The organism is Aequorivita antarctica (assembly GCF_007997155.1).
GTDB lineage: Bacteria > Bacteroidota > Bacteroidia > Flavobacteriales > Flavobacteriaceae > Aequorivita > Aequorivita antarctica.
The window spans coordinates 44,228-66,143 of the sequence record NZ_VORT01000009.1 but is presented as its reverse complement, the minus strand read 5'-3'; the positions used below and the strand labels follow the sequence as shown (position 1 = coordinate 66,143).

Sequence of the window (21,916 nt, the reverse complement as noted above, 5' to 3'; positions counted from 1 at the left end):
TTTCGCCACCTAAATAATCTAAAAAACAAGTCCTCTAAAACCTTGATTAACATTAAGGGATAAAAGGAATTCACAACCAAAGACCTTTTCATCTGGCAAACCGGATGTAATGGGAGATAAATTTGAACATCAAATGGCAATCTTAAACAGTATTAGAAAAAGAGGGATATTCCTTATCCTTATTATTGCATTGGCGCTTTTTGCCTTTATTTTAAGTGATGTGTTGACCAAAGGCAGCAGTGGCCCAAAGGGACAGGACACTATCGCTACCATTAACGGCGAAGACATTTCCAGACAAAGTTTTATGGAAGAAGTGGAAGCCACACAGCGAAACATGGGGCCAAACGGAAATACAACTCAAGCCATGAATATGGTTTGGGACCGCGAACTGCGTAAAGTCATTATGGACGAGCAGATTGAAAAAGCGGGACTTACTGTTGAAAAAGCCCAAATAGACGATGCTCTAAAAACGCAATTGGCCAGCAATCCAACTTTCTTGAACGATTCAGGACAAGTGGATCAAGGTAAAATCCAGGAATACATCGCAAGTATCAAAGCCTCTTCTCCAGAAATGTATAAGCAATGGCTTAAATTTGAAGAAGACATTGCGAACGGCGTGCTTCAAACCACCTATTACAATATGATAAAAGGCGGACTTCGCTCCACAGTTGCCGAAGGTGAGCAAGAATATCATTTTCAAAATGACAACTTAAACTTTCAGTATTTGTTGGTTCCCTACAGCAAAATTGCTGATGAAGATGTAAAGGTTTCTGACGAAGAAATTAAAAAATACGTTGCGGCACATCCCAATGACTTTCAAGTGGAGCCTCAAGCAGATATCCAATATGTGTTTTTCGCTGAGAAACCATCTGAAGCTGACACTGAGGAAGCAAAAACAACAATAGCCACTTTGTTAAAAGACAAAGTTGAGTTTAACCAAGACACAAAAGCAAACGATACTATTGCTGGCTTTAGAAACACAAAAAATTACGAAGAATACGTTAACGCAAATTCTGATGTTCCGTATTATGACCGTTGGATGTTCAAAAAGGACCTTCCACCGACCGTTGCTGATACACTTATCAATTTAAACAAGGGAGATATCTATGGTCCTTATAGTGTGGAAAGTGCACTTTATCTTTCCAAAGTTTTGGACACCAAAAAAATGCCTGACTCTGCAGAGTCAAAACATATCTTGATTCGTTACGTTGGTACTATGCGCGCTCCTGAAACTGTTACAAGAACTAAGGAAGAAGCTCAAAAATTGGCCGATAGCATTTTGAGTGTTGTGAAAAAAGACAAATCAAAATTTGCTGAGCTTGCTACAAAATTTTCTGACGACAGCTCCAAAGACAATGGCGGTGACCTAGGTAATTCTACTCCTGGAAGAATGGTGCCTCCTTTTGACAATTTTATCTTCAACAACTCAACAGGTACAATAGGTCTTGTTGAAACTGATTTTGGTTTTCACGTAGTTGAAGTTGGCAAGCAGTCTGGGGCAAAACCAGCCATTAAACTTGCAACAGTTGTAAAAAACATTGAACCTTCTGACAAAACCACAAACCAAGTATTTTCAGATGCTTCAAAATTTGAACTTGCTGTAAAAGATGCAGATTTTACAGAGTTGGCTAAAGCACAAAATCTTGAATTAAAACCCGTTAACAAAATGGGCAATATGGATTCTAACATTCCTGGTATAGGTGAAAACAGAACTATAGTTAACTGGGCGTTTAACGAAGAAACCAAAGTTGGTAACACCAAACGTTTCAGTGTACCGAACGGTTATGTTATAGCACAGCTTACTCGTAAAAATCCTAAAGGCCTTATGACAGCTACTGATGCTTCTGCAGCGGTAACACCTATTTTGCGCAACGAGAAAAAAGCTAAAAAAATACAAGAATCAATAAAAGGAGCAACCCTTGAAGAAGTTGCTGCAAGTCAAAACGTGGTAGTCCAAACCGCTACGGGAGTTAGTATGGCAAACCCTCTAATAGGGGCTACTAGCGAGCCGAAAGTAGCAGGTATGGCCTTTGGTACAAAACCTGGCGAAACAACTCCATTGATAGACGGCAAGAATGGCGTTTACAAAGTAAAAGTGACTGCGTTCAATCCAGCACCAAAAATGGAATCATATGTAAACTTTGCCAACCAAATGAGCACTAAAGAGGCTCCTGGCGCACCGACCCAAGTTTTCAACGCCCTTAAAAAGAAAGCCAATATTGAAGATAATCGCGCTAATTTTTATTAGTAGCACTTTAAAATTTATAAAAAAAAGCCTTGTTGCAAAATTTTGTAACAGGGCTTTTTCTTTAAAACTCATTTTAGAATATTTCAAAAAATAGAAAAATATCCCTTATTTTTAGAAACGTTTTAAAAAACCGCTTTCTTAAAAACCTCTTTTCAAAAAATAAAAGAATGGAAAACAACGAATTAATAAAAGCTATTGAAGAAAAATATAAGGCTCTTGGCGAAAATCCAGAGACATATCTAAAAGGGTTACTTCAGGCTAAACCTATTAATTATTGGGATTATATTCAAGTGGACACCTTGCTTTCACTTCAAAAAACACGAACTGATTTTAAGGATGAAGAAATATTCGTGATGTATCATCAAGTTACGGAACTGACCCTAAAAATGATGATTCACGAAATAAAGCAACTTTCTGAGGGCGAAAATCTTTCTGAAGAAATTTGGTTGACAAAATTAGACCGCTTAAAAAGATACACCCGGATGCTTATCACCTCTTTCGATATCATGAAAGACGGCATGAGCTATGACGACTATAATGTCTTCCGCTCTACACTTACACCCGCTAGTGGTTTTCAAAGTGCATCATTCCGTTATTTGGAACTCTACTGCACCAAACTTGAAAACCTTGTAAATAGCCAAGGACAGCAGCGCTTGCCACAAAATCCAACTATGGAGGATTACTTTGAGAACCTGTATTGGAAAGACGCCGGATACAACAGAAAAACGGGTAAAATAAGCTTAACACTTCTTCAGTTCATCGAAAAATACGAAGCCGATTTTAAAGTTTTAGTAGAAAAAACAAAAGGTAAAACCCTTGAAGAACGGGTAGCGCAGATGGAAAACCCTTCGGAAGAATTAAAAGATAAACTAAAACAGTTTGACCATTTTTATAACGTAGCGTGGCCATTGGTACATTTGGATACCGCACAACACTACCTAAACCGCAAAGGCGAAAGTAAAGCGGCCACAGGTGGCTCTGAATGGAAAAAATACTTGCATCCAAAATATCAGCAACGCAAATTCTTCCCGAAACTTTGGTCAAAAGAAGAAATAGCTAATTGGGGGGAATAAGTGATTCAGAATTTTCAATTTTGAAAAGTTATGGAAATCCAAATAAAAGAATTTATGAAGAGGCCTTAAAAAATGATGGTTTCAGAGTTTTAGTGGATAGAGTTTGGCCACGAGGAGTAAGCAAAGAAGACACAAAACTAGACGAGTGGGTGAAGGAGATCGCGCCTTCTACAGAACTTCGAAAGTGGTTTGACCATAAAGAAGAACGGTTTGATGAGTTTTCAAAAAAAATATAAAAAAGAGCTGGATAATCATTCAGCCTTAGTTGAAGAACTACTGAACAAAACCAAAGTAAAACGCCTCACTTTGCTCTATGGCGCCAAAGATGAAAATCACAACCAAGCCATTGTCTTAAAACAATTTCTAGAGAATCAATAACTGCTATATTAAAGCTTTTCATTATTTTTAAGGAACTAACAAAGCCTAAAAAAATAGAATGAAGTATATAATCACACTCTTTATTATCAGCTTCTCATTTACTGCAAAGTCGCAAATACTCAATGCCGAATCACTCCGGAAAGTAACAGACACATCTGGATTCTCTGGTTCCGCCAGCTTAAATTTTTCTTTAAAACGGGATGTGAATGACTATTTGGGAGCCAATTCTAGCATTCATCTTCAGTATAAAATGAAAAGGCATTTGGTTTTACTTAAAAGTGATATAGAATTTCAGAAAATAGAGGGTAACAAATTTGAAAATGCGGGGATTGCACACCTGCGCTACAATTACCGTTTTCATCCTCGAATTGCTTGGGAGATCTTCACGCAAACACAGTACAACAAAGTTTCAAAAATTGAATTTAGAGGCCTCTTGGGAACCGGCCCCCGGTTTAAATTGACAACTTCCGAAAAATATAAATTCTACTTAGGCACCCACATAATGTATGAGCAAGAAGAGTTAAGTGATGGGGTCACGCCTCTCCATAGAGATTTCAGAAGCTCTTCCTATTTTTCATTTAGTCTATACCCCACAAAAACCGTTACTTTCGTGAGTACATCTTATTTTCAGCCAAAGTTGAATGATTTTGGGGATTACCGCTTCACAAGTCAAGCTTCTTTAGTAATTGACTTGTTTAATAATTTCGCTTTCAATACAACCTATACTTTTGCCTACGATGAAACGCCAGCCGTTGGCATTCCAAACTCACAGTACAATTTGGAAAGCGGCTTTGTTTACTCTTTCGACTAAATTGTTAAACTTTCGTAAGCATTCTCTTTTTTGAAAGACTACTTGCCTATATTTACGATAATCGAAAAAACCAAAATCATTAAAATTTCGTAACTATAAATAAAGCACTCCTATGGCCTCACAAAATTATTATGACCCTGCTGACCTTAAAAAATTTGGAAAAATATCAGATTGGAGCAAAGAGCTCGGCGATAAGTTTTTTGATTATTACGGAAAGGTTTTTGAGGAAGGCGCACTCACTGCACGCGAAAAATCTCTTATTGCCCTTGCAGTTGCCCACACAGAAATGTGCCCTTATTGCATTGATGCCTATTCACAGGACGGGTTACAGCGCGGTATCACGAAAGAAGAAATGATGGAAGCCATACACGTGGGAGCAGCCATTAAAAGCGGTGCTACCTTAGTTCACGGAGTGATGATGATGAATAAAGTGAATAAATTGGAAATGTAGAAGTGCAAAATATTGCGTTTCTATAATAATAATTTTACAAACCAGAATCTATTAAAGTACAAGTTGAAAAATTATATGCTAAAAGAAAAAAAGCAACAACAACAATCCCTACATAAACGTCATAGTGAACTTGCCATGGCGAACAATCAACTAGAAAAACTCTCCAACGGTATTTTTGCCAATGGGGAACTTCCTACTTTTTCAGAAAAAATAAAAGAGTCGAACCAGTTTCCACTTCGCCCGAAAAAACTGGAAATTCTTCAAATAAACGTGGGCTATATGTGCAATCAGGTTTGTGAGCACTGCCACGTTGATGCCGGTCCAGACAGAAAGGAAATAATGACACGGGAAACGATGATGCAGTGTTTGGAAGTAATTCGAAACACCGGCGCACATACTTTAGACCTTACAGGCGGCGCTCCCGAAATGAACCCAGATTTTCGTTGGTTTGTAGATGAAGCAAGCAAAGCAGGGATTCAGGATTTTATTGTGCGAAGCAATTTAACTATCATTCGTGCCAACAAAAAATATTACGATTTGCCTGAATTCTTCAAAAACCACAATGTGCACGTAGTGAGCAGTATGCCCCACTGGACACGTGGAAAAACTGACAAACAAAGAGGCGAAGGCGTTTTTGACCTATCCATTAAAGCATTGCAAGAGTTAAACGCAGTTGGCTACGGAATGCCGGATAGCGATTTGCGATTGGATCTGGTTTACAATCCCAGTGGTGCCTTTTTACCAGGCGACCAAGCCAGTATGGAAAAAGATTTTAAAAAAGCACTACTCGACGATTTTGGAATACATTTCCACAGTCTTTTCGCTATTACGAATTTACCCATTTCACGGTTTTTGGATTATTTGATAGCCTCAGAAAACTATGAGGATTATATGTATTCATTAGTGGAAGCCTACAACCCAGCAGCAGTGAATAATGTAATGTGCCGAAATACCATTTCCGTGAGTTGGGATGGTTATTTGTACGATTGTGATTTCAACCAAATGCTTGAACTAAAAGTTGCAAGTAAGATTCAACACGTTTCAGAATACAATGAAGACATTTTGAACGATAGAAAAATAATAATTAGCCAACACTGTTATGGTTGTACTGCAGGCGCAGGAAGCAGTTGTCAAGGCGCAGTTACGGATTAGGAATTACGAAAAAAACATAGGCACTCTTATATCCGAATTTAAATATTGACAAAACAGTTTTGTATTATTTTATAAAGATGAAACACAAAGCAATCATTTTTTTTCTATTTTTTATAGCTGCAAACGGCTTCGCCCAGAAAAATTTGGATGAGTTGCTGCAAAAACATAACGTTCAAAGTATTCCTTACATTTTGGTGGAAGAATTGCAGATGTTTCAATTGAACGATACCGTGACAATTCTGGATGCCCGCGAACCTGAAGAATTTAATGTTAGCCACCTAAAATCTGCCATAAACGTTGGTTTCAACGATTTCTCTTCCGAAGAAAAACAACTTCAAAATATAAACAAAGACGCGCAGATAATTATTTATTGTTCTTTGGGAATTCGTTCTGAAAAAATTGGAGAAAAATTAGAAAAAGCTGGTTTTACCAACGTAAAAAATCTTTACGGCGGTATCTTTGAATGGAAAAAAAAAGGATATCCGGTCATCGATTCTATAGGAGAAGAAACTGAAAACGTACACGCATTTTCCAAACATTGGAGCAAATATTTGCAAGCCGGAAACCCTGTTTATTAAATAGAAAAGACTTGACTGGTTTTAAAAAAACTTTCATATCTCAACTGAATACTTACTGCAGAACACTAAATAATGGCGCTACTAACCTCAAACAACACAGGCGGTGATAATGAAATGGCTTTCGATTTTCATTTTCCCACTTCCAAAAAAGCACTGATCATTTTCACCCGAAACCCAGAATTAGGAAAAGTGAAGACCCGTTTAGCAAAATCGGTCGGTGATGAAAGCGCTTTGAATATCTATAAATTTCTATTAAAGCACACAGTAGCAATAACGGAAAAACTCAATGTTGACAAATACGTTTTTTATTCAGAAAATATTCATCGCGAGGATATTTGGAATTCAGATATATTCAGAAAAAAACTGCAAACAGGCAAAGATTTGGGTGAAAGAATGAATAACGCTTTTTCCGAAATCTTCGGAATGGGTTATGAAAAAGCAATTATCATTGGCAGCGATATGTTTGATTTAGAAAAAAAAGATTTGGAAACTGCTTTTGATGTGTTACAAACAAACCATTTTGTAATTGGCCCCGCAACCGACGGTGGTTATTATTTATTGGGAATGAAGGAACTTAATTCTGAAATATTTCAAAATAAAAACTGGGGTACAAGCACTGTCCTGAAAGAAACGCTTAAAGACCTAAAAGATGAAAAATATGTTTTGTTAGAAGAACGAAACGACGTAGATTATTATGAAGACATCAAAGAAGTTGATGCCTTTCAAAAATTCTTACCACCTTATTTAGACAAAAACTTTTTATAAAATTATGAGCTCTATAAAATATATTGAAGAAGCAGTAGCTTATCTTCAACAAAGAGGATTTGATAAACCCGAAGTTGGAATTATACTGGGCACTGGTCTTGGAAAAATAATTGAAAACGTGGAAATTGAAGTCGAAGTAAGTTACAACCACATCCCAAATTTCCCCACGGCAACAGTTGAATTTCATAAAGGAAAATTGATTTTCGGCACTTTGGAAGGAAAAAAAGTAGTGCTAATGCAAGGGCGTTTTCATGTTTATGAAGGGTATTCACTTCGCGACGTTACTTTTCCAGTGCGCGTAATGCACCTTTTGGGAATCAATTATTTGTTGGTTAGCAACGCTTCCGGAGCTATAAATGGCAACTTCAAAAAAGGCGAAATCATGCTGATTGACGACCACATTAATCTGCAAGGCGATTCACCCCTCGCCTTCCGCGGTGTGGAAAAAATGGGCGAACGTTTTGTAGATATGAGCGCGCCATACAATCCCGAAATGAACCATAAATTGGAACAAATTGCTTTGAAAAAAAATATTAAACTGCACAAAGGCGTTTACGCCAGCGTAGTGGGCCCACAATTGGAAACCCGCGCCGAATATAAATACCTAAAAATTATTGGCGCCGATGCCGTGGGAATGAGCACAGTGCCTGAGGTTATTGTTGCAAACCACTTGGGCTTATCTGTTTCGGCTGTTTCAATCCTAACCGATGAATGTGATCCAGACAATCTGCAACCCGTCAACATTGAAGAAATAATCGCGATGGCAGGCAAAGCGGAACCAGATATGATTACATTATTTACCAATTTGATCAAACAACTTTAAAATTTTTATGAGCTACCTAGATATTACAAACGACGTATACAAACAAGCGGCACTAACACCTGATGTTGGTCTTTGCTGCACGACAAACCCAATTTGGGAACTTCCCGGACTTAAAATTCCGAGAATTATGCAAGAGATGAATTACGGCTGTGGAAGCACCGTAAATGCACGCGATCTAACAAACAGCCCGAAAATACTATATGTAGGTGTTGGCGGTGGCATGGAACTGCTTCAGTTTTCCTATTTCAACAGAAATAAAAGCGGTGTAATTGGTGTTGATACCGTTGATGAAATGTTGGAAGCCTCCCGTAAAAACTTTAAGGAAGCTGAGAATGTAAACCCGTGGTTTAAAAGCGAATTTGTCGACCTAAAAAAAGGCGATGCACTAAACCTTCCCGTGGAAGATAATAGTATAGATGTTGCAGCCCAGAACTGTCTTTTCAATATTTTCAAAGCCGAAGACTTAAAAAAAGCAATTGAGGAAATGTACCGCGTTCTAAAGCCACACGGACGATTAGTAATGAGCGATCCAACTTGTGAGCAGCAGATGAACCAAACGCTTAGAGACGATGCGCGACTGCGTGCCCTATGCCTTAGCGGCAGCTTGCCAATTGCCGAATATGTAAAAGCGCTAACAGATGTTGGCTTTGGAACCATCGAAATCCGCGCGCGTAAACCCTACCGCATCCTCGACCCAAAAAACTACCCTACGAATGAATTGATTTATATTGAATCTATTGAAGTCGCGGCAATAAAAGACCCAATGCCCAAAGATGGTCCTTGCATTTTTACAGGCAAGGCGGCTATCTTTTATGGTACTGAAGATTATTTTGATGATAAAAAGGGTCACGTATTACTTAAAAATCAACCGTTGGCAATTTGCGATAAAACTGCAAAAGCTATAGCCAGCCTGGGTCGTGATGACATATTTATTAGCGAGTCCACCTTTCATTACGACGGTGGCGGCTGCTGCTAATTGGTGTAATTATGATAATGAAACTCCGTCTAACGTTTTAAAACTTGGTGTTGGAAAAGTATTTTGAGATTTTCAAAAATTCCTACTACGGCTACTTTAATTATCTGTGGCAAGAAATTACCCACTTCCATTGGGAAAACTATTTCTATGGATTAATAATCGTTTCTTTGGTAGTTTGGGGCTTGGAATTGTTATTCCCTTGGCGGAAAAACCAAAAAATATTCAGGAAAGATTTTTGGTTGGATACCTTTTATATGTTCTTCAACTTTTTCCTGTTGAATTTAATTGTTCTAATTTTCCTCTCAAATGCAACGGCTGAGTTGTTCAATGATTTATTGCAGTTTGTTGGTCTAAAGATTTCAGATTTTCAACTTTTAGATCTAGATGCACTGCCCTTTGGCCTCGGACTTTTAATTTTTTTTTTGGTTACTGATTTTGTGCAATGGAACACACACCGATTGCTGCACTACTCCCCTTTTCTTTGGAATTTTCATAAACTGCATCATTCTGTAAAAGAAATGGCGTTCGCCGCACACCTTCGCTATCATTGGATGGAACCTGTGGTTTATAAATCTGTGCTTTACATTCCTCTTGCCATAATTGGGGGCTTTGATATAGAATCTGTAGCGATTGTTCATTTTTCAGCCCTTGCTATTGGCCATTTAAACCACGCAAACTTGGGCTGGGACTATGGTTTTTTGAAATATATTTTCAACAACCCAAAAATGCACATTTGGCATCACGCTAAAGTTTTACCAGAACACGCTCAATACGGTGTTAACTTCGGAATAAGTTTAAGTATTTGGGACTACCTTTTTAAAACCAATCATATACCGCATGACGGCAGAGACATTGAGCTAGGCTTTGATGGCGATGAAGAATTTCCATCGAGTTTTATTTCACAGGAATTATATCCCATTAAAACCAAAGAGTGAGTTATTTAAAAATATAAAACAAAACTAAAATGAAAACCATTTTCAATCTTGTCGCAATCCTTTTTATTGCATTTTCTTTACAAAGTTGCAATCTAATTTCAGCCGCAGGCTTTAGTAGTCAAGGGCAACCAACAAAAGAAGTGGGAGCTAATCTAGCTTCAACCACTGCAAATTCAGCAGTAAACGTAGATCATTCAGAATGGAACAACCTTCTAAAAAAATACGTAAACAAAGAAGGTTTGGTAGATTACAAAGGTTTTAAAAGCGATAGCGCCAAACTAAATGCATATTTAAAATTGCTTTCGGAACAAAATCCTACAAACGATTGGAGCGTACAAGAGCTACTAGCTTATTATATCAATCTTTACAATGCGGCAACTGTAAAACTAATAGTAGAAAACTATCCTGTAAAAAGCATCAAAGACATTGACGGCCCTTGGACCAAAGGACGTGTGGCCGTTGGCGATAACAACCTATCACTCGGCGGAATTGAAAACGGAATCCTTCGAAAGATGAATGAACCTAGAATTCACTTTGCCATAAATTGTGCGTCCATTTCCTGCCCAAAACTTTTGGACGAAGCATATACCGCAGCAAAAATCAACGAACAATTGGACCGCGTTACAAAATCATTCATTAATAGTGCTGAAAACGATATTTCTGCCAACAATCCTAAATTGTCCTCCATTTTTGATTGGTACCAAAAAGATTTTACGGTAAATGGAAAGACGGACGTGATTGGCTACATAAACCAATATTCAAAAACCAAAATCAACTCTGGTGTAGCTTTAACCTATAAAAACTACGATTGGAACCTGAACGAACAGAAGTAACCAAAGTATTTTTTAACTTAGAATCTGAAACTTGAAATCTGAAATCTAAAAATGCTCTCCATCGTCATCCCGGTTTTAAATGAAGCTGCAACTATTAAATATCTGTTGACCTTTCTTTCAGAAAATAGCTCTGAGGAAAACGAAGTAGAAATTATTGTGGTAGATGGCGGAAGCAGCGATGGAACACAGAAAATCATCAAAACTTTTATTGAAACGGCAATAGTCTCCGTTCGCTTGCTCACTTCAGCAAAAGGACGCGCAAAGCAAATGAACAAAGGCTCAAGCGAGGCTTCAGGCGAAATACTTTACTTTTTACACGCTGATTCTTTTCCTCCAAAAAATTTCGACAAATACATTATTTCCGAAGTAAAAAAAGGAAACCCCGCAGGCTGTTTCAAGATGAAATTTGACAGTAACCATTGGTGGCTCCAACTTGCGGGATGGCTTACGCAATTCCGCTGGAGGGCCTGTCGTGGGGGCGATCAAAGCCAGTTTATTACAAAAATACTTTTTGATGAAATTGGCGGTTTTGATGAAACCTACACTGTTTACGAAGACAATATTTTAATCAACGAGCTTTACAAACGAAAAAAGTTTGTGGTGATTCAACAATGGATTACAACTTCTGCGAGGCTTTATAGGCAAAAAGGAGTTTGGAATTTACAATACCATTTTTGGACTATATATGTGAAGCGTTGGCTGGGCGCTGATGCAGACAAGTTGCATAATTATTATTTAAAACATATTAAACCTTCAAAGAAAGAAGCGCCTCAAAAATAGAACAGCAGTTTTAATTATTGTTGTGAATAAAACGCTGTAACAACCTTCTGTGCTGGTTTGTTTTGTGGTGTAAACTGATTGTTTTCTAGTCCTCCCACGCTTTTGTGTTCAATAAACCATTTCCAAAGAAAACCTCCCGCAAACCAATCTTCTTGCCACAAAGCTTTGTATAAACCTTCCAAGGAATTGGATTGCGCCTCTAAGTTTACTGAATTCATTGACCTGTCGCTCTTCCAGGGTTCTTTGCCACTAAAATCCACACTGCGATAACCGTATTCCGCAAAGAGAATTTTTTTGTTTTCTTTTTCTGAAACAGATTTCAATTCAACTTTCCATCGCTCCCAGCCAGTTTTTACTTCATCAATTGTTGGAGTTTGACTCTCCGAAACTGGAAAATACGCATCAACGCCTATAAAATCTAGCGCATCCCAAAAGGGTATGCGCTTGTATTCGTCCCAGTTGGCGGCATAAGTCAGTTTTCCTTTATAAACATTTCTCACTTCGGCAATCAACGTTCGCCAATACTCGGGACGGTGTTCAATAAATTTTTCCAGCTCAGTCCCAATACAGAATATTTCTACCTTTTCTTCTTCAGCAACTTTCGCGAAATCTAAAATAAAATTGCGATAGGAATCTTCAAGTTGAAGCCACTCGGCTTCAGAAGCCATCTCTACCAGTCCAGTAAACTCTCCGTTCCAAACCCAGATTTGGGGTTTCATCATTATATTTATTTCGTTTTTGTGAAGCAATTCTACATACTGCCTAACCCCAACAGTAGTCTCTCCAAACCATTGGCGTTGCTGGTTGTATATTATTTCAGGATGGTCTAGACTCTTAATAAAACCGAAGGGCATAATAGTCGCGTAATTTGCTCCAATTTCTTTTAAGGGCATTACATTTTGCTGCAGAAGTGTATCTCCAGAAGCAACAAGGCTTACTCCGTTTATCTTTAGAACTTTCTCCTCTTTCATCACTTTCGCTTTGGAAGCATCCTTCTTTTGTGCACAGGCTGTGATGAAGAAAAAAAGAAAAAAGCAAACCACAAAGCGGTATAGCAACATCATTTTCGGTATATATTATGGATGAATTTAAAGCTTTATTTTAAAATTCATTAAAAAAATAACTGTTTTAAATCTGTCTAAGTCGTAATTGTGTAAATTTATAAACGACTGAAGAAATCAACCACCAAAAAAACATGGAGCACATCGTTATTATAGGCAACGGAATTGCAGGCATAACCGCAGCGCGACACATCCGAAAACTTTCCGACAAAAAGATAACCATAGTTTCCGCTGAAACAGACCACTTTTTCTCTCGTACCGCACTAATGTATGTGTATATGGGCCATATGCGTTGGAGAGATATTGAACCCTATGAAAGTTGGTTTTGGGAAAAGAACCGATTGGAACTAAAAAATGCCTACGTTGAAACAGTGGATACTAATAATAAAACACTTTATTTTAAGAAAGGTGGCTCATTAACTTATGATAAACTTATTATTGCAACAGGCTCAGTAACAAATACATTTGGTTGGGAGGGGTTGGAACTCAACGGCGTGCAAGGCTTGGTCTCTAAACAGGATTTAGAAAAGCTCGAAAAAAATGCACCCAACAACAAAGAATGTCCAAGAGCAGTAATTATTGGAGGTGGATTAATAGGTGTTGAAATGGCCGAAATGCTCCGCACCCGAAACATTGAAGTAACAATGCTCGTACGCGAAAATGCTTTTTGGACCAATGTACTTCCAAAATCGGAGGCTGAAATGCTTTCGCGCCACATAATTTCACACGGCGTAGATCTTCGACATAACTCAGAACTCGATAAAATAATAGGCGATAAAGACGGAAACGTAAAATCGGTTATAACAAAAAGCGGCGAAGAAATTCCCTGTAGCGTTGTAGGTATCACAACAGGTGTAAAACCGCAAATTTCTTTTCTTAAAAATTCAAAAATTGAAACCGACCGAGGCGTTTTGGTGAATAGAAAGCTAGAAACAAACATAGAAGACGTTTATGCCATTGGCGATTGCGCACAACAACGCGAGCCTATTGGCAACAGACCGCCAATAGAAGCTGTTTGGTACACTGGTAGAATGATGGGCGAAGCATTGGCACAGACCATCTGCGGAAAACCCTTTGAATACAATCCAGGAAACTGGTTTAATAGCGCTAAATTTTTTGATATTGAATATCAAACCTACGGTTGGGTTTTTTCAGAAAGCAGAAAAAAGAATTATGAAGGTCAATTTCATTGGAAATGCAAGAGTGATTTGCGTTGTGTGACTATTTCATATAATGAAAATTCAAATGAATTTCTGGGAATAAACACTTTCGGAATCCGTATGGAACAGGAAGTTTTTGATAAATGGCTGAATGAAAAAAGAAGTGTGGATTACGTAATCCAAAACCTAAAACAAGCCAATTTTGATCCTGAATTCTTCAAAAAGTATGAAAAGGAAATTCAAACGGCATATGCCGGTCAATCCATAACTATATAATTTATGAGCACCGTTCAAAGAAATATGTCACTAACTGGCGAGCCGCCAAAAACTATCAATACACAACAAAAAATTGCATCTTTTATCGGATTGTTGGGATTGATGGTATTGGTTCTGGCTTTTTTCAACCTAAATTTTCCAAACAAAGGTTTGTGGCTTACCGCCTCTTTGATTGCCATTGGAGGGGGGACGGTTTGGTTTTCTATTGCTGCTTATACCAACAAGCACGACGGAATTAAAAACGACGGCGTATATTTTAAATCTCTCACCTCTAAAGGATTTTGGGCTTGGATTGTCGGTATGGCCCTAACCTTATTCTATGTATTGCTTTATTGGTTTCCTCAATATTTGGGATTGGCCCAGGATGGAAATAACAAAGGTGTTGTTGCTCTTTTTGATCCGTTGAGCAGATTATTAAATGGTGGCCCAGCTAGTCAATGGTTTGTTTATGGAACTTTGTATACGCTGGCTATTTTGGCTTTCGGAATAAAATTCATTTTAAAATACCGTCATAATAAATACGAAAAACTTCGTACGTTTTCAGTGATGTTTTTTCAGCTGGGTTTCGCTTTTTTGATTCCCGAGCTTATGTCCAGATTGAATAGTGACACTTTTTCACTTCCTTACTACGACTTAAAAAATATATGGCCACTCAATTATTACAATTTTGAACAATATAGAGTAGATGACTTACTTTCCGCAGGGGATGTTGGTTTGGGATTATTAATTTTCGGACTTGCATCTATCTTTATAATTACACCAATTTTAACCTACAAGTACGGTAAACGATGGTATTGCTCATGGGTATGTGGTTGTGGCGGCTTGGCCGAAACTGCTGGCGATCCCTTCCGTCATTTAAGCGATAAAAGCCAAATGGCTTGGAAAGTGGAACGCTGGGTGATTCACAGCGTCTTAGTTTTTGTCGTTTTGATGACCACAGCCGTTGTATATTCCTATTTGGGCGATGATAGTTCAAAATATTGGCTTACAAAAAATACTTTCCTAATATCGGTTGCCCTGCTCTTAACTGTGGTTTTTGCAGGAACTTGGATTTTTAAAAGAGAAGAGTTGAAAAAAGATGCACGCTTGGGAGCAATTGGTTATTTCGTAATTATAATTTCATTAATAGGCTTTCACTACTTTTCAGGAAAAAACTTATTTCTTTTTGAAGCAGAAACCCTTCGTCAGACCTACGGTTTTCTTATTGGCGCTGTATTTAGCGGCGTAATTGGCGTAGGCTTCTACCCTATTTTTGGTAGCCGTGTTTGGTGCCGTTTTGGTTGCCCAATGGCTGCAATTTTAGGTTTTCAACAACGTTTGTTTTCAAAATTTAGAATTACCACCAATGGCGGCCAATGTATTAGCTGTGGCAATTGTTCCACCTACTGCGAAATGGGTATCGACGTGCGCGCTTACGCCCAAAAGGGTGAAAACATTGTGCGCTCCAGTTGTGTGGGTTGCGGAATCTGTTCAGCAGTTTGCCCACGTGGGGTTTTAAAACTAGAAAATGGTCCTTTGGAAAAACGCATCAGTAGCAACGAAATCCTACTTGGGAATGATGTGGATTTGATGAATTACGTGAATAATTAAAACCTAGCAGATCTAGATTTGTTAGGTTTTGAAGTAGGTTTCGTCCAATGGATTGTCATATATTTTTCTGAAATTCGCAGTCCATAAATCCCGAAGTTTTTAATGATAAAAAATATTAAAGTAATCATTCCCGCATATAACGAAGAGGGTTCTATCGGGAAAGTGATTGCCGAAATTCCCGATATCGTTTCAGAAGTCATTGTGGTCAACAACAATTCTACTGACAATACCGCGGCCGTGGCTAAAGAAGCTGGTGCAACCGTGCTTTTTCAACCAAAAGCTGGCTATGGGAACGCTTGCTTGAAAGGAATGGAATATGTAGCTCGTTTCAACTCCACTGAACGACCCGATATAATTGTTTTTCTGGATGGAGATTACAGTGATTATCCTTCGGAATTGACAAAAATCGCAGCGCCAATTATTGAAGATAATATTGACTTTGTAGTAGGCGCACGAGTTAAAGAACTACGTGAAGCTGGGTCAATGACTTTTCCGCAACGCTTCGGCAATGGATTGGCTACCAAATTAATGAAGCTTTTTTTCAATTCAAAATTTACAGATCTCGGGCCTTTTCGCGCCATTAAATATGAAAAGTTGCTCGCTCTGAATATGGAGGACAAAACCTATGGCTGGACAGTAGAAATGCAATTGAAAGTACTGAAAAAGAAATTCACTTACGTTGAAGTGCCAGTAAACTACAAAAACCGCATCGGTGTTTCAAAGGTTTCGGGTACGGTAAAAGGTGCTATCTTTGCAGGCATAAAAATCCTAAGCTGGATATTTAAATATAGTTTCAAAAAATGATTCTTGAATCAATAATCATTACAGTTTATTCCATTGCCCTGCTCCTCATATTTATGTATGCTTTAGCACAGTTGAACCTGCTATTCAACTATTTAAGAGCTAGAAAAAAACATATAAATTCTCCAACTTTCGATTTTTCCAAAGAAGAAGAAATTCCATATGTAACCATCCAACTTCCAGTATATAATGAACTGTATGTGATGGACCGTTTGCTGAACAATATTGCCGAAATTGATTATCCCAAAGAAAAGCTGGAAATACAAGTACTGGATGATAGCACGGACGAGTCTTTTGAAGAAACGGCCAAACATATTCAAGAACTTCAGAAAACAGGTTTAGATATTCAACACCTAACTCGTGAAAACCGTGAAGGTTTCAAAGCTGGTGCGCTAAAGGAAGGCTTAAAAACCGCCAAAGGTGAATACATTGCAATATTTGACGCAGATTTCCTTCCGAAGAAAGACTGGTTGAAAAATACAATTCCATATTTTAAAAATCCTGAAATTGGTGTAGTTCAAACCCGTTGGGGTCATTTAAATCGCGATTATTCAATCCTTACCCGCGTTCAGGCTTTTGCGCTCGATGCACACTTCACTTTGGAACAAGTGGGCCGAAACAGTCAAGGTCATTTCATAAATTTCAACGGAACGGCTGGAGTTTGGAGAAAAGCGTGTATTCTCGATGCAGGTAATTGGGAAGGCGATACGCTCACAGAAGATTTGGACCTCAGCTACCGCGCACAACTTAAAAAGTGGAAATTCAAATATCTGGAAGAAGTAGAAACCCCCGCAGAACTTCCAATTGTTATTAGTGCAGCCCGTTCGCAACAATTTAGATGGAACAAAGGTGGTGCCGAAAACTTTCAGAAAATGGGTTGGCGTGTATTTAAAAGCCGTGATATTTCACTCAAAACTAAAATACACAGCTTTCTGCATTTGCTGAACAGCACTATGTTTTTAAACATTTTTTTAGTGGCTATTCTAAGTATTCCGATGCTTTACATAAAAAATGAGTACGAACATTTGAAAATGTATTTTTATGTAATGAGCTTCTTCGTAATAAGCACTATCATCTTTTTTATATGTTATTGGTTTACATACAAAGTTATTTATGGTGGTGGCTTTAAACATTTTCTGAAATACACCGTAATGTTTTTTACATTTTTTTCAGTGGCGATGGGCTTTTCGCTGCACAATTCCATTGCAGTTTTGGAAGGACATTTCGGGAAGAAAAGTGAATTTATCCGCACTCCAAAATTCAACATTGGTGGTTTGAAGGAGGGTTGGAAAGGCAATAAATACCTCACCAAAAACATTTCTCCCAACGTAATTTTTGAAGGTATATTGATGCTTTATTTCGCTTTTGGAATGTACAGCGCCTTTGTTGTAGGAGATCAAGGAGGTGATTTTGGATTGTTTCCTTTTCACCTAATGCTTTTCTTAGGGTTTGGGTTTGTGTTCTTTTCCTCTTTAAAATCTTCCCATTAACTTATTTTCTTACTGAAAAAATAAATTGTTGGGGCGTCATCAGTTCCAGCTTTTTAAACTGGCGGTTGAAATAGCTCACGTTGTTAAACCCAGACTTAAAAGCAATTTCAGAAATAAGTATGTTTTTGTTTTCTTTCATCAATTTCTTGGCGAACTTTATTTTTTCAGAGTTCATAAAATCAATAGGCGAAATTCCCAAAGTGTTTTTAAACTTTTTGTGAAAACTGGACGAGCTCATATAAGCCTTTTCTGCCAGCTGATCCACACTTATGCTACGGTCCGTTAAATTTTCTTTTATATACTTAACCACCGTTCCGATCCGCGTATCGCTAAAAATATTCAAACTATCATTGAGTATACTTTGCTTTGCTTTTGTTTGCAATAAACGAACAATCAATTCCTGAATCATGAGATCCAGCAGAACATCCTTTGAAGTTGAATTATGGGTAAAGGTTGTAACAAGTCGCTCAATAAGATAATTTACTTCTATTTGGTTGGTTAAATGGGAAGCAGCTCCTTTATCCAAATTCCAATTGTTATTTTCTTCTTCAATTGAAACCAATTGATTGAATTTAGAGGCAACTTCACTGATTTTTTCAGGATCAATGCCCAAGGCCAAACATTGTGTGGGACTGTCTTTGCGCGCAATGGGGAAATCAATTATCATTTCTTCATTGGCTGGCATTACTACAGATTCCCCTGGAAGAAATTCAAAATCGGGCAGGTTTTTTAAATGCATGATTTTCTTTCCGGTAAGCATGCTGGCAATTACTGGAAAATCAAAAGTAAGGGAGACTTTTTCAGCAGGGCGGTGGGTTTCAAAAATATTTAACTCAGCATACTCCGCATTATAGGTCGTCCGGTTTTCCACCAACGTATAAATTTTTCGGCTTTCCCTATGTTTTCGCAATGAGTGCTCCATACTCAATATTACGAAAAAAACACATAATCTGGGCATAAATACTGAAATGTGTTATCCTTTAATAGAATTGTTCAATTGATTGATATAATATCAAAATATCTTTAGGGAAATTATATAATTCACAGTTTAACATTCTAAAATTATTATTATGAGCGATATTCAAACAGATACAGGAAAAACATTTGAAAAACCAAAATTCAAGGATACCTATGACAATTTTATAGGTGGAAAATGGGTGGCACCTAAAAAGGGTGGATATTTTGAAAGCATCTCCCCTGTTGATGGCAAAACTTTTACAAAAGTAGCGTGTTCCACACAAGAAGATATAGATTTAGCGCTGGATGCTGCCTGGGAAGCTGCCGAAAGCTGGAACAATACTTCCGCAACCGAAAGAAGCAATATGCTTCTTAAAATTGCTGATGTAATAGAAAAAAATATAGAGGTGCTTGCAAGAGCCGAAACGTGGGATAATGGAAAACCTATTCGTGAAACTACCGCTGCAGATCTTCCTTTGGCGGTAGATCATTTTAGATATTTTGCAGGTGCTATCAGAGCTGAAGAAGGTGGTGCCAGCGAACTTGATGGCAACACCTTGTCACTTAATATTTGGGAACCTCTAGGAGTTGTTGGACAAATAATTCCGTGGAATTTTCCCCTTTTAATGGCTACTTGGAAACTTGCCCCAGCCCTCGCTGCCGGAAATTGTGTGATACTAAAACCAGCTGAGCAAACTCCAGTAAGCATTATGATTCTTGCAGAATTAATACAGGATATTGTGCCAGCAGGTGTTTTGAATATTGTGAATGGTTTCGGTTTGGAAGCAGGAAAACCATTGGCTTCTAGTTCTAGAATCAATAAGATTGCATTTACGGGTGAAACTACTACTGGTCAACTTATTATGCAATATGCCTCAAAAAATATAATTCCAGTTACTTTGGAACTCGGTGGAAAATCACCTAATATTTTCTTTAAAAGCATTATGGATGCCGATGACGATTTCTTTGACAAAGCAATTGAAGGCGCTGTACTCTTCGCTTTTAATCAAGGTGAGGTTTGTACCTGTCCCTCGCGTATATTGGTAGAGGAAAGCATTTATGATGATTTTATGGCTCGTGTAGTGGAACGCACCAAAGCAATAAAGATAGGTCATCCCTTAGATCCAGAAACTATGATGGGTGCTCAGGCTTCCAATGATCAATATGAAAAAATCCTGAACTACCTAAAAATAGGAAAAGAAGAAGGATGTGAAGTGCTCACAGGTGGTGAGCCAGCATACAATGAAGGCTTGGAAGGTGGTTTCTATATTCAACCCACAATTTTTAAAGGCAATAACAAAATGAGGGTTTTTCAAGAAGAAATTTTTGGACCCGTAGTTTGTGTTACAACATTCAAAGATGAGGAAGAAGCTATTGAAATAGCAAACGATACCCTTTACGGCCTCGGTGCTGGTGTTTGGACTCGCGATATGCACCAAGCCTATCAAGTTGCCAGAAAAGTGAAAGCCGGACGTGTTTGGGTAAACAACTATCATTCCTATCCAGCACACGCTCCTTTTGGAGGCTATAAAAAATCTGGAATCGGTCGTGAAAACCATAAAATGATGCTCGACCATTACAGACAAACTAAAAACATGTTGATTTCTTACGACAAACAGAAACTAGGCTTCTTTTGATTGTTTATTTAATTAAGCAGGGTGCCTTCAACTAATCCCCAAGTTAAGGCACCTTTTTTTAAAATGAAATGGAATCAACTTCAAAAAAATGTCAAATAAAAAAGTGGAAATAACAGAACGAGCAGCTGAAATAGTTAGAAGCTTAAAAGAAAAATACGGCGCATTGATATTTCATCAAAGCGGCGGTTGTTGTGATGGCTCCGCTCCTATGCTATTGGAAAAAGGCGATTTGTATTTAGACGAAAGCGATATCCTTTTAGGCGAAGTGGAAGGCGTGAATTTTTATATGAACAAAGACCAATATGAATATTGGAAACACACCCACTTAACAGTAGATATTACCAAAGGCAGGGGCGCCAGCTTTTCCCTTGAAATTCCTTTGGGACTTCGTTTTATAATTCTTTCCCGGCTTTTTTCAGAAGAAGAACGAAAGCATTTCGCAAGTAATTCAAAAGAATAAATAACGCATTTCAAAATTTGGGGCACAGTTTAGTATCTTAGTGTTTTCAACAAAACACTCATGTATCCACCTCCACATCACCAATCAGATGAAATTGGCAAAATGATTTCTGTAGTCAAACATTTTCCTTTGGGAATGTTAGTTACCGCAAAAGATGGGAAACCATTTGTTACCCACATTCCATTTATTTACAACGAGACCTCCAAAAAACTGGTTGGACATATAGACCGAAACAACCCACAACTGCATACGCTAACTGAAAACGCAGAAGTCACAATCGTCTTTAAAGGGCCAGACACCTATATTTCCCCTAGTATTTATAAAACGCCACAATTACCAACGTGGAATTACATCATTGTTCACGTTACTGGAAACATTCACCTTTTAAATGAACCGCAATCTATTAAAAAAACAATGATTGATATGACGGAGTTTTTGGAAGACGAAGCACAAAAATTTACTCTAAAAAATGACGATCCAAGAATGGATCGGCTCATTAATTACATTCAAGCTTTTGACGTTGAAATCACGGATTGGGAAGGGAAATTTAAACTTTCACAGGATAAAAATGCAACTGATTTTGAAAATGCAAAACAGGAATTAAAAAATAAATCCGAAAACGATATTTCCAGATTTATTGACGAAATTTATAATTCTAACTAAAAGTCTTTTTTTTTGAGC

The 21,916-nt window shown here is 37.9% G+C and carries 23 protein-coding genes; 21 read left to right on the top strand and 2 right to left on the bottom strand.

Annotated elements, in window-relative coordinates; translation table 11 throughout:
• Positions 1-109 precede the first annotated feature (109 nt).
• The 14 genes from ESU54_RS12740 (at position 110) to ESU54_RS12680 (ending at position 11,803) form a co-directional block, all read left to right on the top strand.
• Positions 110-2,248, top strand: coding sequence for a peptidylprolyl isomerase (locus ESU54_RS12740; protein ID WP_111844045.1), 2,139 nt, complete (start codon positions 110-112; stop codon positions 2,246-2,248).
• A 167-nt stretch (positions 2,249-2,415) separates the two neighbouring features.
• On the top strand, positions 2,416-3,321 hold the full coding sequence (locus ESU54_RS12735) for a tryptophan 2,3-dioxygenase family protein (RefSeq protein WP_111844044.1): 906 nt from the start codon (positions 2,416-2,418) through the stop codon (positions 3,319-3,321).
• On the top strand, positions 3,309-3,557 hold the full coding sequence (locus ESU54_RS18280; RefSeq protein WP_394348873.1) for a DUF488 domain-containing protein: 249 nt from the start codon (positions 3,309-3,311) through the stop codon (positions 3,555-3,557). The genes ESU54_RS12735 and ESU54_RS18280 overlap by 13 nt, the downstream gene beginning before the upstream one ends.
• The gene (locus ESU54_RS18275) at positions 3,535-3,699 is read left to right on the top strand and encodes a DUF488 domain-containing protein (protein WP_394348872.1); all 165 of its coding nucleotides are present in this window, start codon (positions 3,535-3,537) and stop codon (positions 3,697-3,699) included. Before ESU54_RS18280 ends, ESU54_RS18275 begins: the two co-directional genes overlap by 23 nt.
• Positions 3,700-3,757: 58 nt before the next feature.
• On the top strand, positions 3,758-4,510 hold the full coding sequence (locus ESU54_RS12725) for a DUF481 domain-containing protein (protein WP_111844043.1): 753 nt from the start codon (positions 3,758-3,760) through the stop codon (positions 4,508-4,510).
• A gap of 112 nt (positions 4,511-4,622) precedes the next feature.
• A complete protein-coding gene (locus ESU54_RS12720) occupies positions 4,623-4,961 on the top strand; it encodes an arsenosugar biosynthesis-associated peroxidase-like protein (RefSeq protein WP_111844042.1) in 339 nt (112 codons plus the stop codon).
• Positions 4,962-5,036: 75 nt separating this feature from the next.
• On the top strand, positions 5,037-6,113 hold the full coding sequence (arsS, locus tag ESU54_RS12715; RefSeq protein WP_111844161.1) for an arsenosugar biosynthesis radical SAM (seleno)protein ArsS: 1,077 nt from the start codon (positions 5,037-5,039) through the stop codon (positions 6,111-6,113).
• Between the two features lie 77 nt (positions 6,114-6,190).
• Positions 6,191-6,691 carry a rhodanese-like domain-containing protein gene (locus tag ESU54_RS12710; RefSeq protein ID WP_111844041.1) on the top strand — a complete coding sequence of 167 codons (501 nt, stop codon included), beginning with the start codon at positions 6,191-6,193 and terminating at the stop codon, positions 6,689-6,691.
• A gap of 72 nt (positions 6,692-6,763) precedes the next feature.
• Complete coding sequence (locus ESU54_RS12705; RefSeq protein WP_111844040.1) at positions 6,764-7,456, top strand: TIGR04282 family arsenosugar biosynthesis glycosyltransferase; 693 nt, start codon at positions 6,764-6,766, stop codon at positions 7,454-7,456.
• Positions 7,457-7,460: 4 nt separating this feature from the next.
• Positions 7,461-8,279, top strand: coding sequence for a purine-nucleoside phosphorylase (locus ESU54_RS12700; RefSeq protein WP_111844039.1), 819 nt, complete (start codon positions 7,461-7,463; stop codon positions 8,277-8,279).
• A 7-nt stretch (positions 8,280-8,286) separates the two neighbouring features.
• Entirely contained in the window at positions 8,287-9,255 is a 969-nt protein-coding gene (arsM, locus tag ESU54_RS12695; RefSeq protein ID WP_111844038.1) for an arsenosugar biosynthesis arsenite methyltransferase ArsM, read from the top strand.
• Between the two features lie 50 nt (positions 9,256-9,305).
• A complete protein-coding gene (locus ESU54_RS12690; protein ID WP_111844160.1) occupies positions 9,306-10,190 on the top strand; it encodes a sterol desaturase family protein in 885 nt (294 codons plus the stop codon).
• 29 nt (positions 10,191-10,219) lie between these two features.
• Positions 10,220-11,023 (top strand): DUF547 domain-containing protein, encoded by an 804-nt coding sequence (locus ESU54_RS12685; RefSeq protein WP_111844037.1) that lies wholly within the window; start codon positions 10,220-10,222, stop codon positions 11,021-11,023.
• Between the two features lie 51 nt (positions 11,024-11,074).
• Positions 11,075-11,803: a TIGR04283 family arsenosugar biosynthesis glycosyltransferase gene (locus tag ESU54_RS12680; protein WP_111844036.1), complete on the top strand. Its 729-nt coding sequence runs from the start codon at positions 11,075-11,077 to the stop codon at positions 11,801-11,803.
• 14 nt (positions 11,804-11,817) lie between these two features.
• On the opposite strand, the gene ESU54_RS12675 is transcribed toward ESU54_RS12680, so the two are convergent.
• A complete protein-coding gene (locus ESU54_RS12675) occupies positions 11,818-12,867 on the bottom strand; it encodes a glycoside hydrolase family 113 (RefSeq protein WP_235004559.1) in 1,050 nt (349 codons plus the stop codon).
• Between the two features lie 131 nt (positions 12,868-12,998).
• On the opposite strand from ESU54_RS12675, the gene ESU54_RS12670 reads away from it, so the two are divergent.
• From ESU54_RS12670 to ESU54_RS12655, 4 genes are all read left to right on the top strand, one after another.
• Positions 12,999-14,300, top strand: a complete 1,302-nt coding sequence (locus ESU54_RS12670) for an NAD(P)/FAD-dependent oxidoreductase (RefSeq protein WP_111844034.1) — start codon at positions 12,999-13,001, stop codon at positions 14,298-14,300.
• 3 nt (positions 14,301-14,303) lie between these two features.
• On the top strand, positions 14,304-15,890 hold the full coding sequence (locus tag ESU54_RS12665) for a 4Fe-4S binding protein (RefSeq protein ID WP_111844033.1): 1,587 nt from the start codon (positions 14,304-14,306) through the stop codon (positions 15,888-15,890).
• A 105-nt stretch (positions 15,891-15,995) separates the two neighbouring features.
• A complete protein-coding gene (locus ESU54_RS12660) occupies positions 15,996-16,694 on the top strand; it encodes a glycosyltransferase family 2 protein (protein WP_394348875.1) in 699 nt (232 codons plus the stop codon).
• Entirely contained in the window at positions 16,691-18,181 is a 1,491-nt protein-coding gene (locus ESU54_RS12655; RefSeq protein WP_111844031.1) for a cellulose synthase family protein, read from the top strand. The genes ESU54_RS12660 and ESU54_RS12655 overlap by 4 nt, the downstream gene beginning before the upstream one ends.
• Before the next feature lies 1 nt (position 18,182).
• Here the strand turns inward: ESU54_RS12655 and ESU54_RS12650 are convergent, their stop codons facing one another.
• Positions 18,183-19,103, bottom strand: a complete 921-nt coding sequence (locus tag ESU54_RS12650) for an AraC family transcriptional regulator (RefSeq protein ID WP_111844030.1) — start codon at positions 19,101-19,103, stop codon at positions 18,183-18,185.
• A gap of 148 nt (positions 19,104-19,251) precedes the next feature.
• On the opposite strand from ESU54_RS12650, the gene ESU54_RS12645 reads away from it, so the two are divergent.
• From ESU54_RS12645 to ESU54_RS12635, 3 genes are all read left to right on the top strand, one after another.
• Positions 19,252-20,775, top strand: a complete 1,524-nt coding sequence (locus ESU54_RS12645) for an aldehyde dehydrogenase family protein (protein WP_111844029.1) — start codon at positions 19,252-19,254, stop codon at positions 20,773-20,775.
• A gap of 88 nt (positions 20,776-20,863) precedes the next feature.
• Positions 20,864-21,235 carry a DUF779 domain-containing protein gene (locus ESU54_RS12640; RefSeq protein ID WP_111844028.1) on the top strand — a complete coding sequence of 124 codons (372 nt, stop codon included), beginning with the start codon at positions 20,864-20,866 and terminating at the stop codon, positions 21,233-21,235.
• 60 nt (positions 21,236-21,295) lie between these two features.
• The gene (locus ESU54_RS12635) at positions 21,296-21,898 is read left to right on the top strand and encodes an FMN-binding negative transcriptional regulator (RefSeq protein WP_111844027.1); all 603 of its coding nucleotides are present in this window, start codon (positions 21,296-21,298) and stop codon (positions 21,896-21,898) included.
• Positions 21,899-21,916 lie beyond the last annotated feature (18 nt).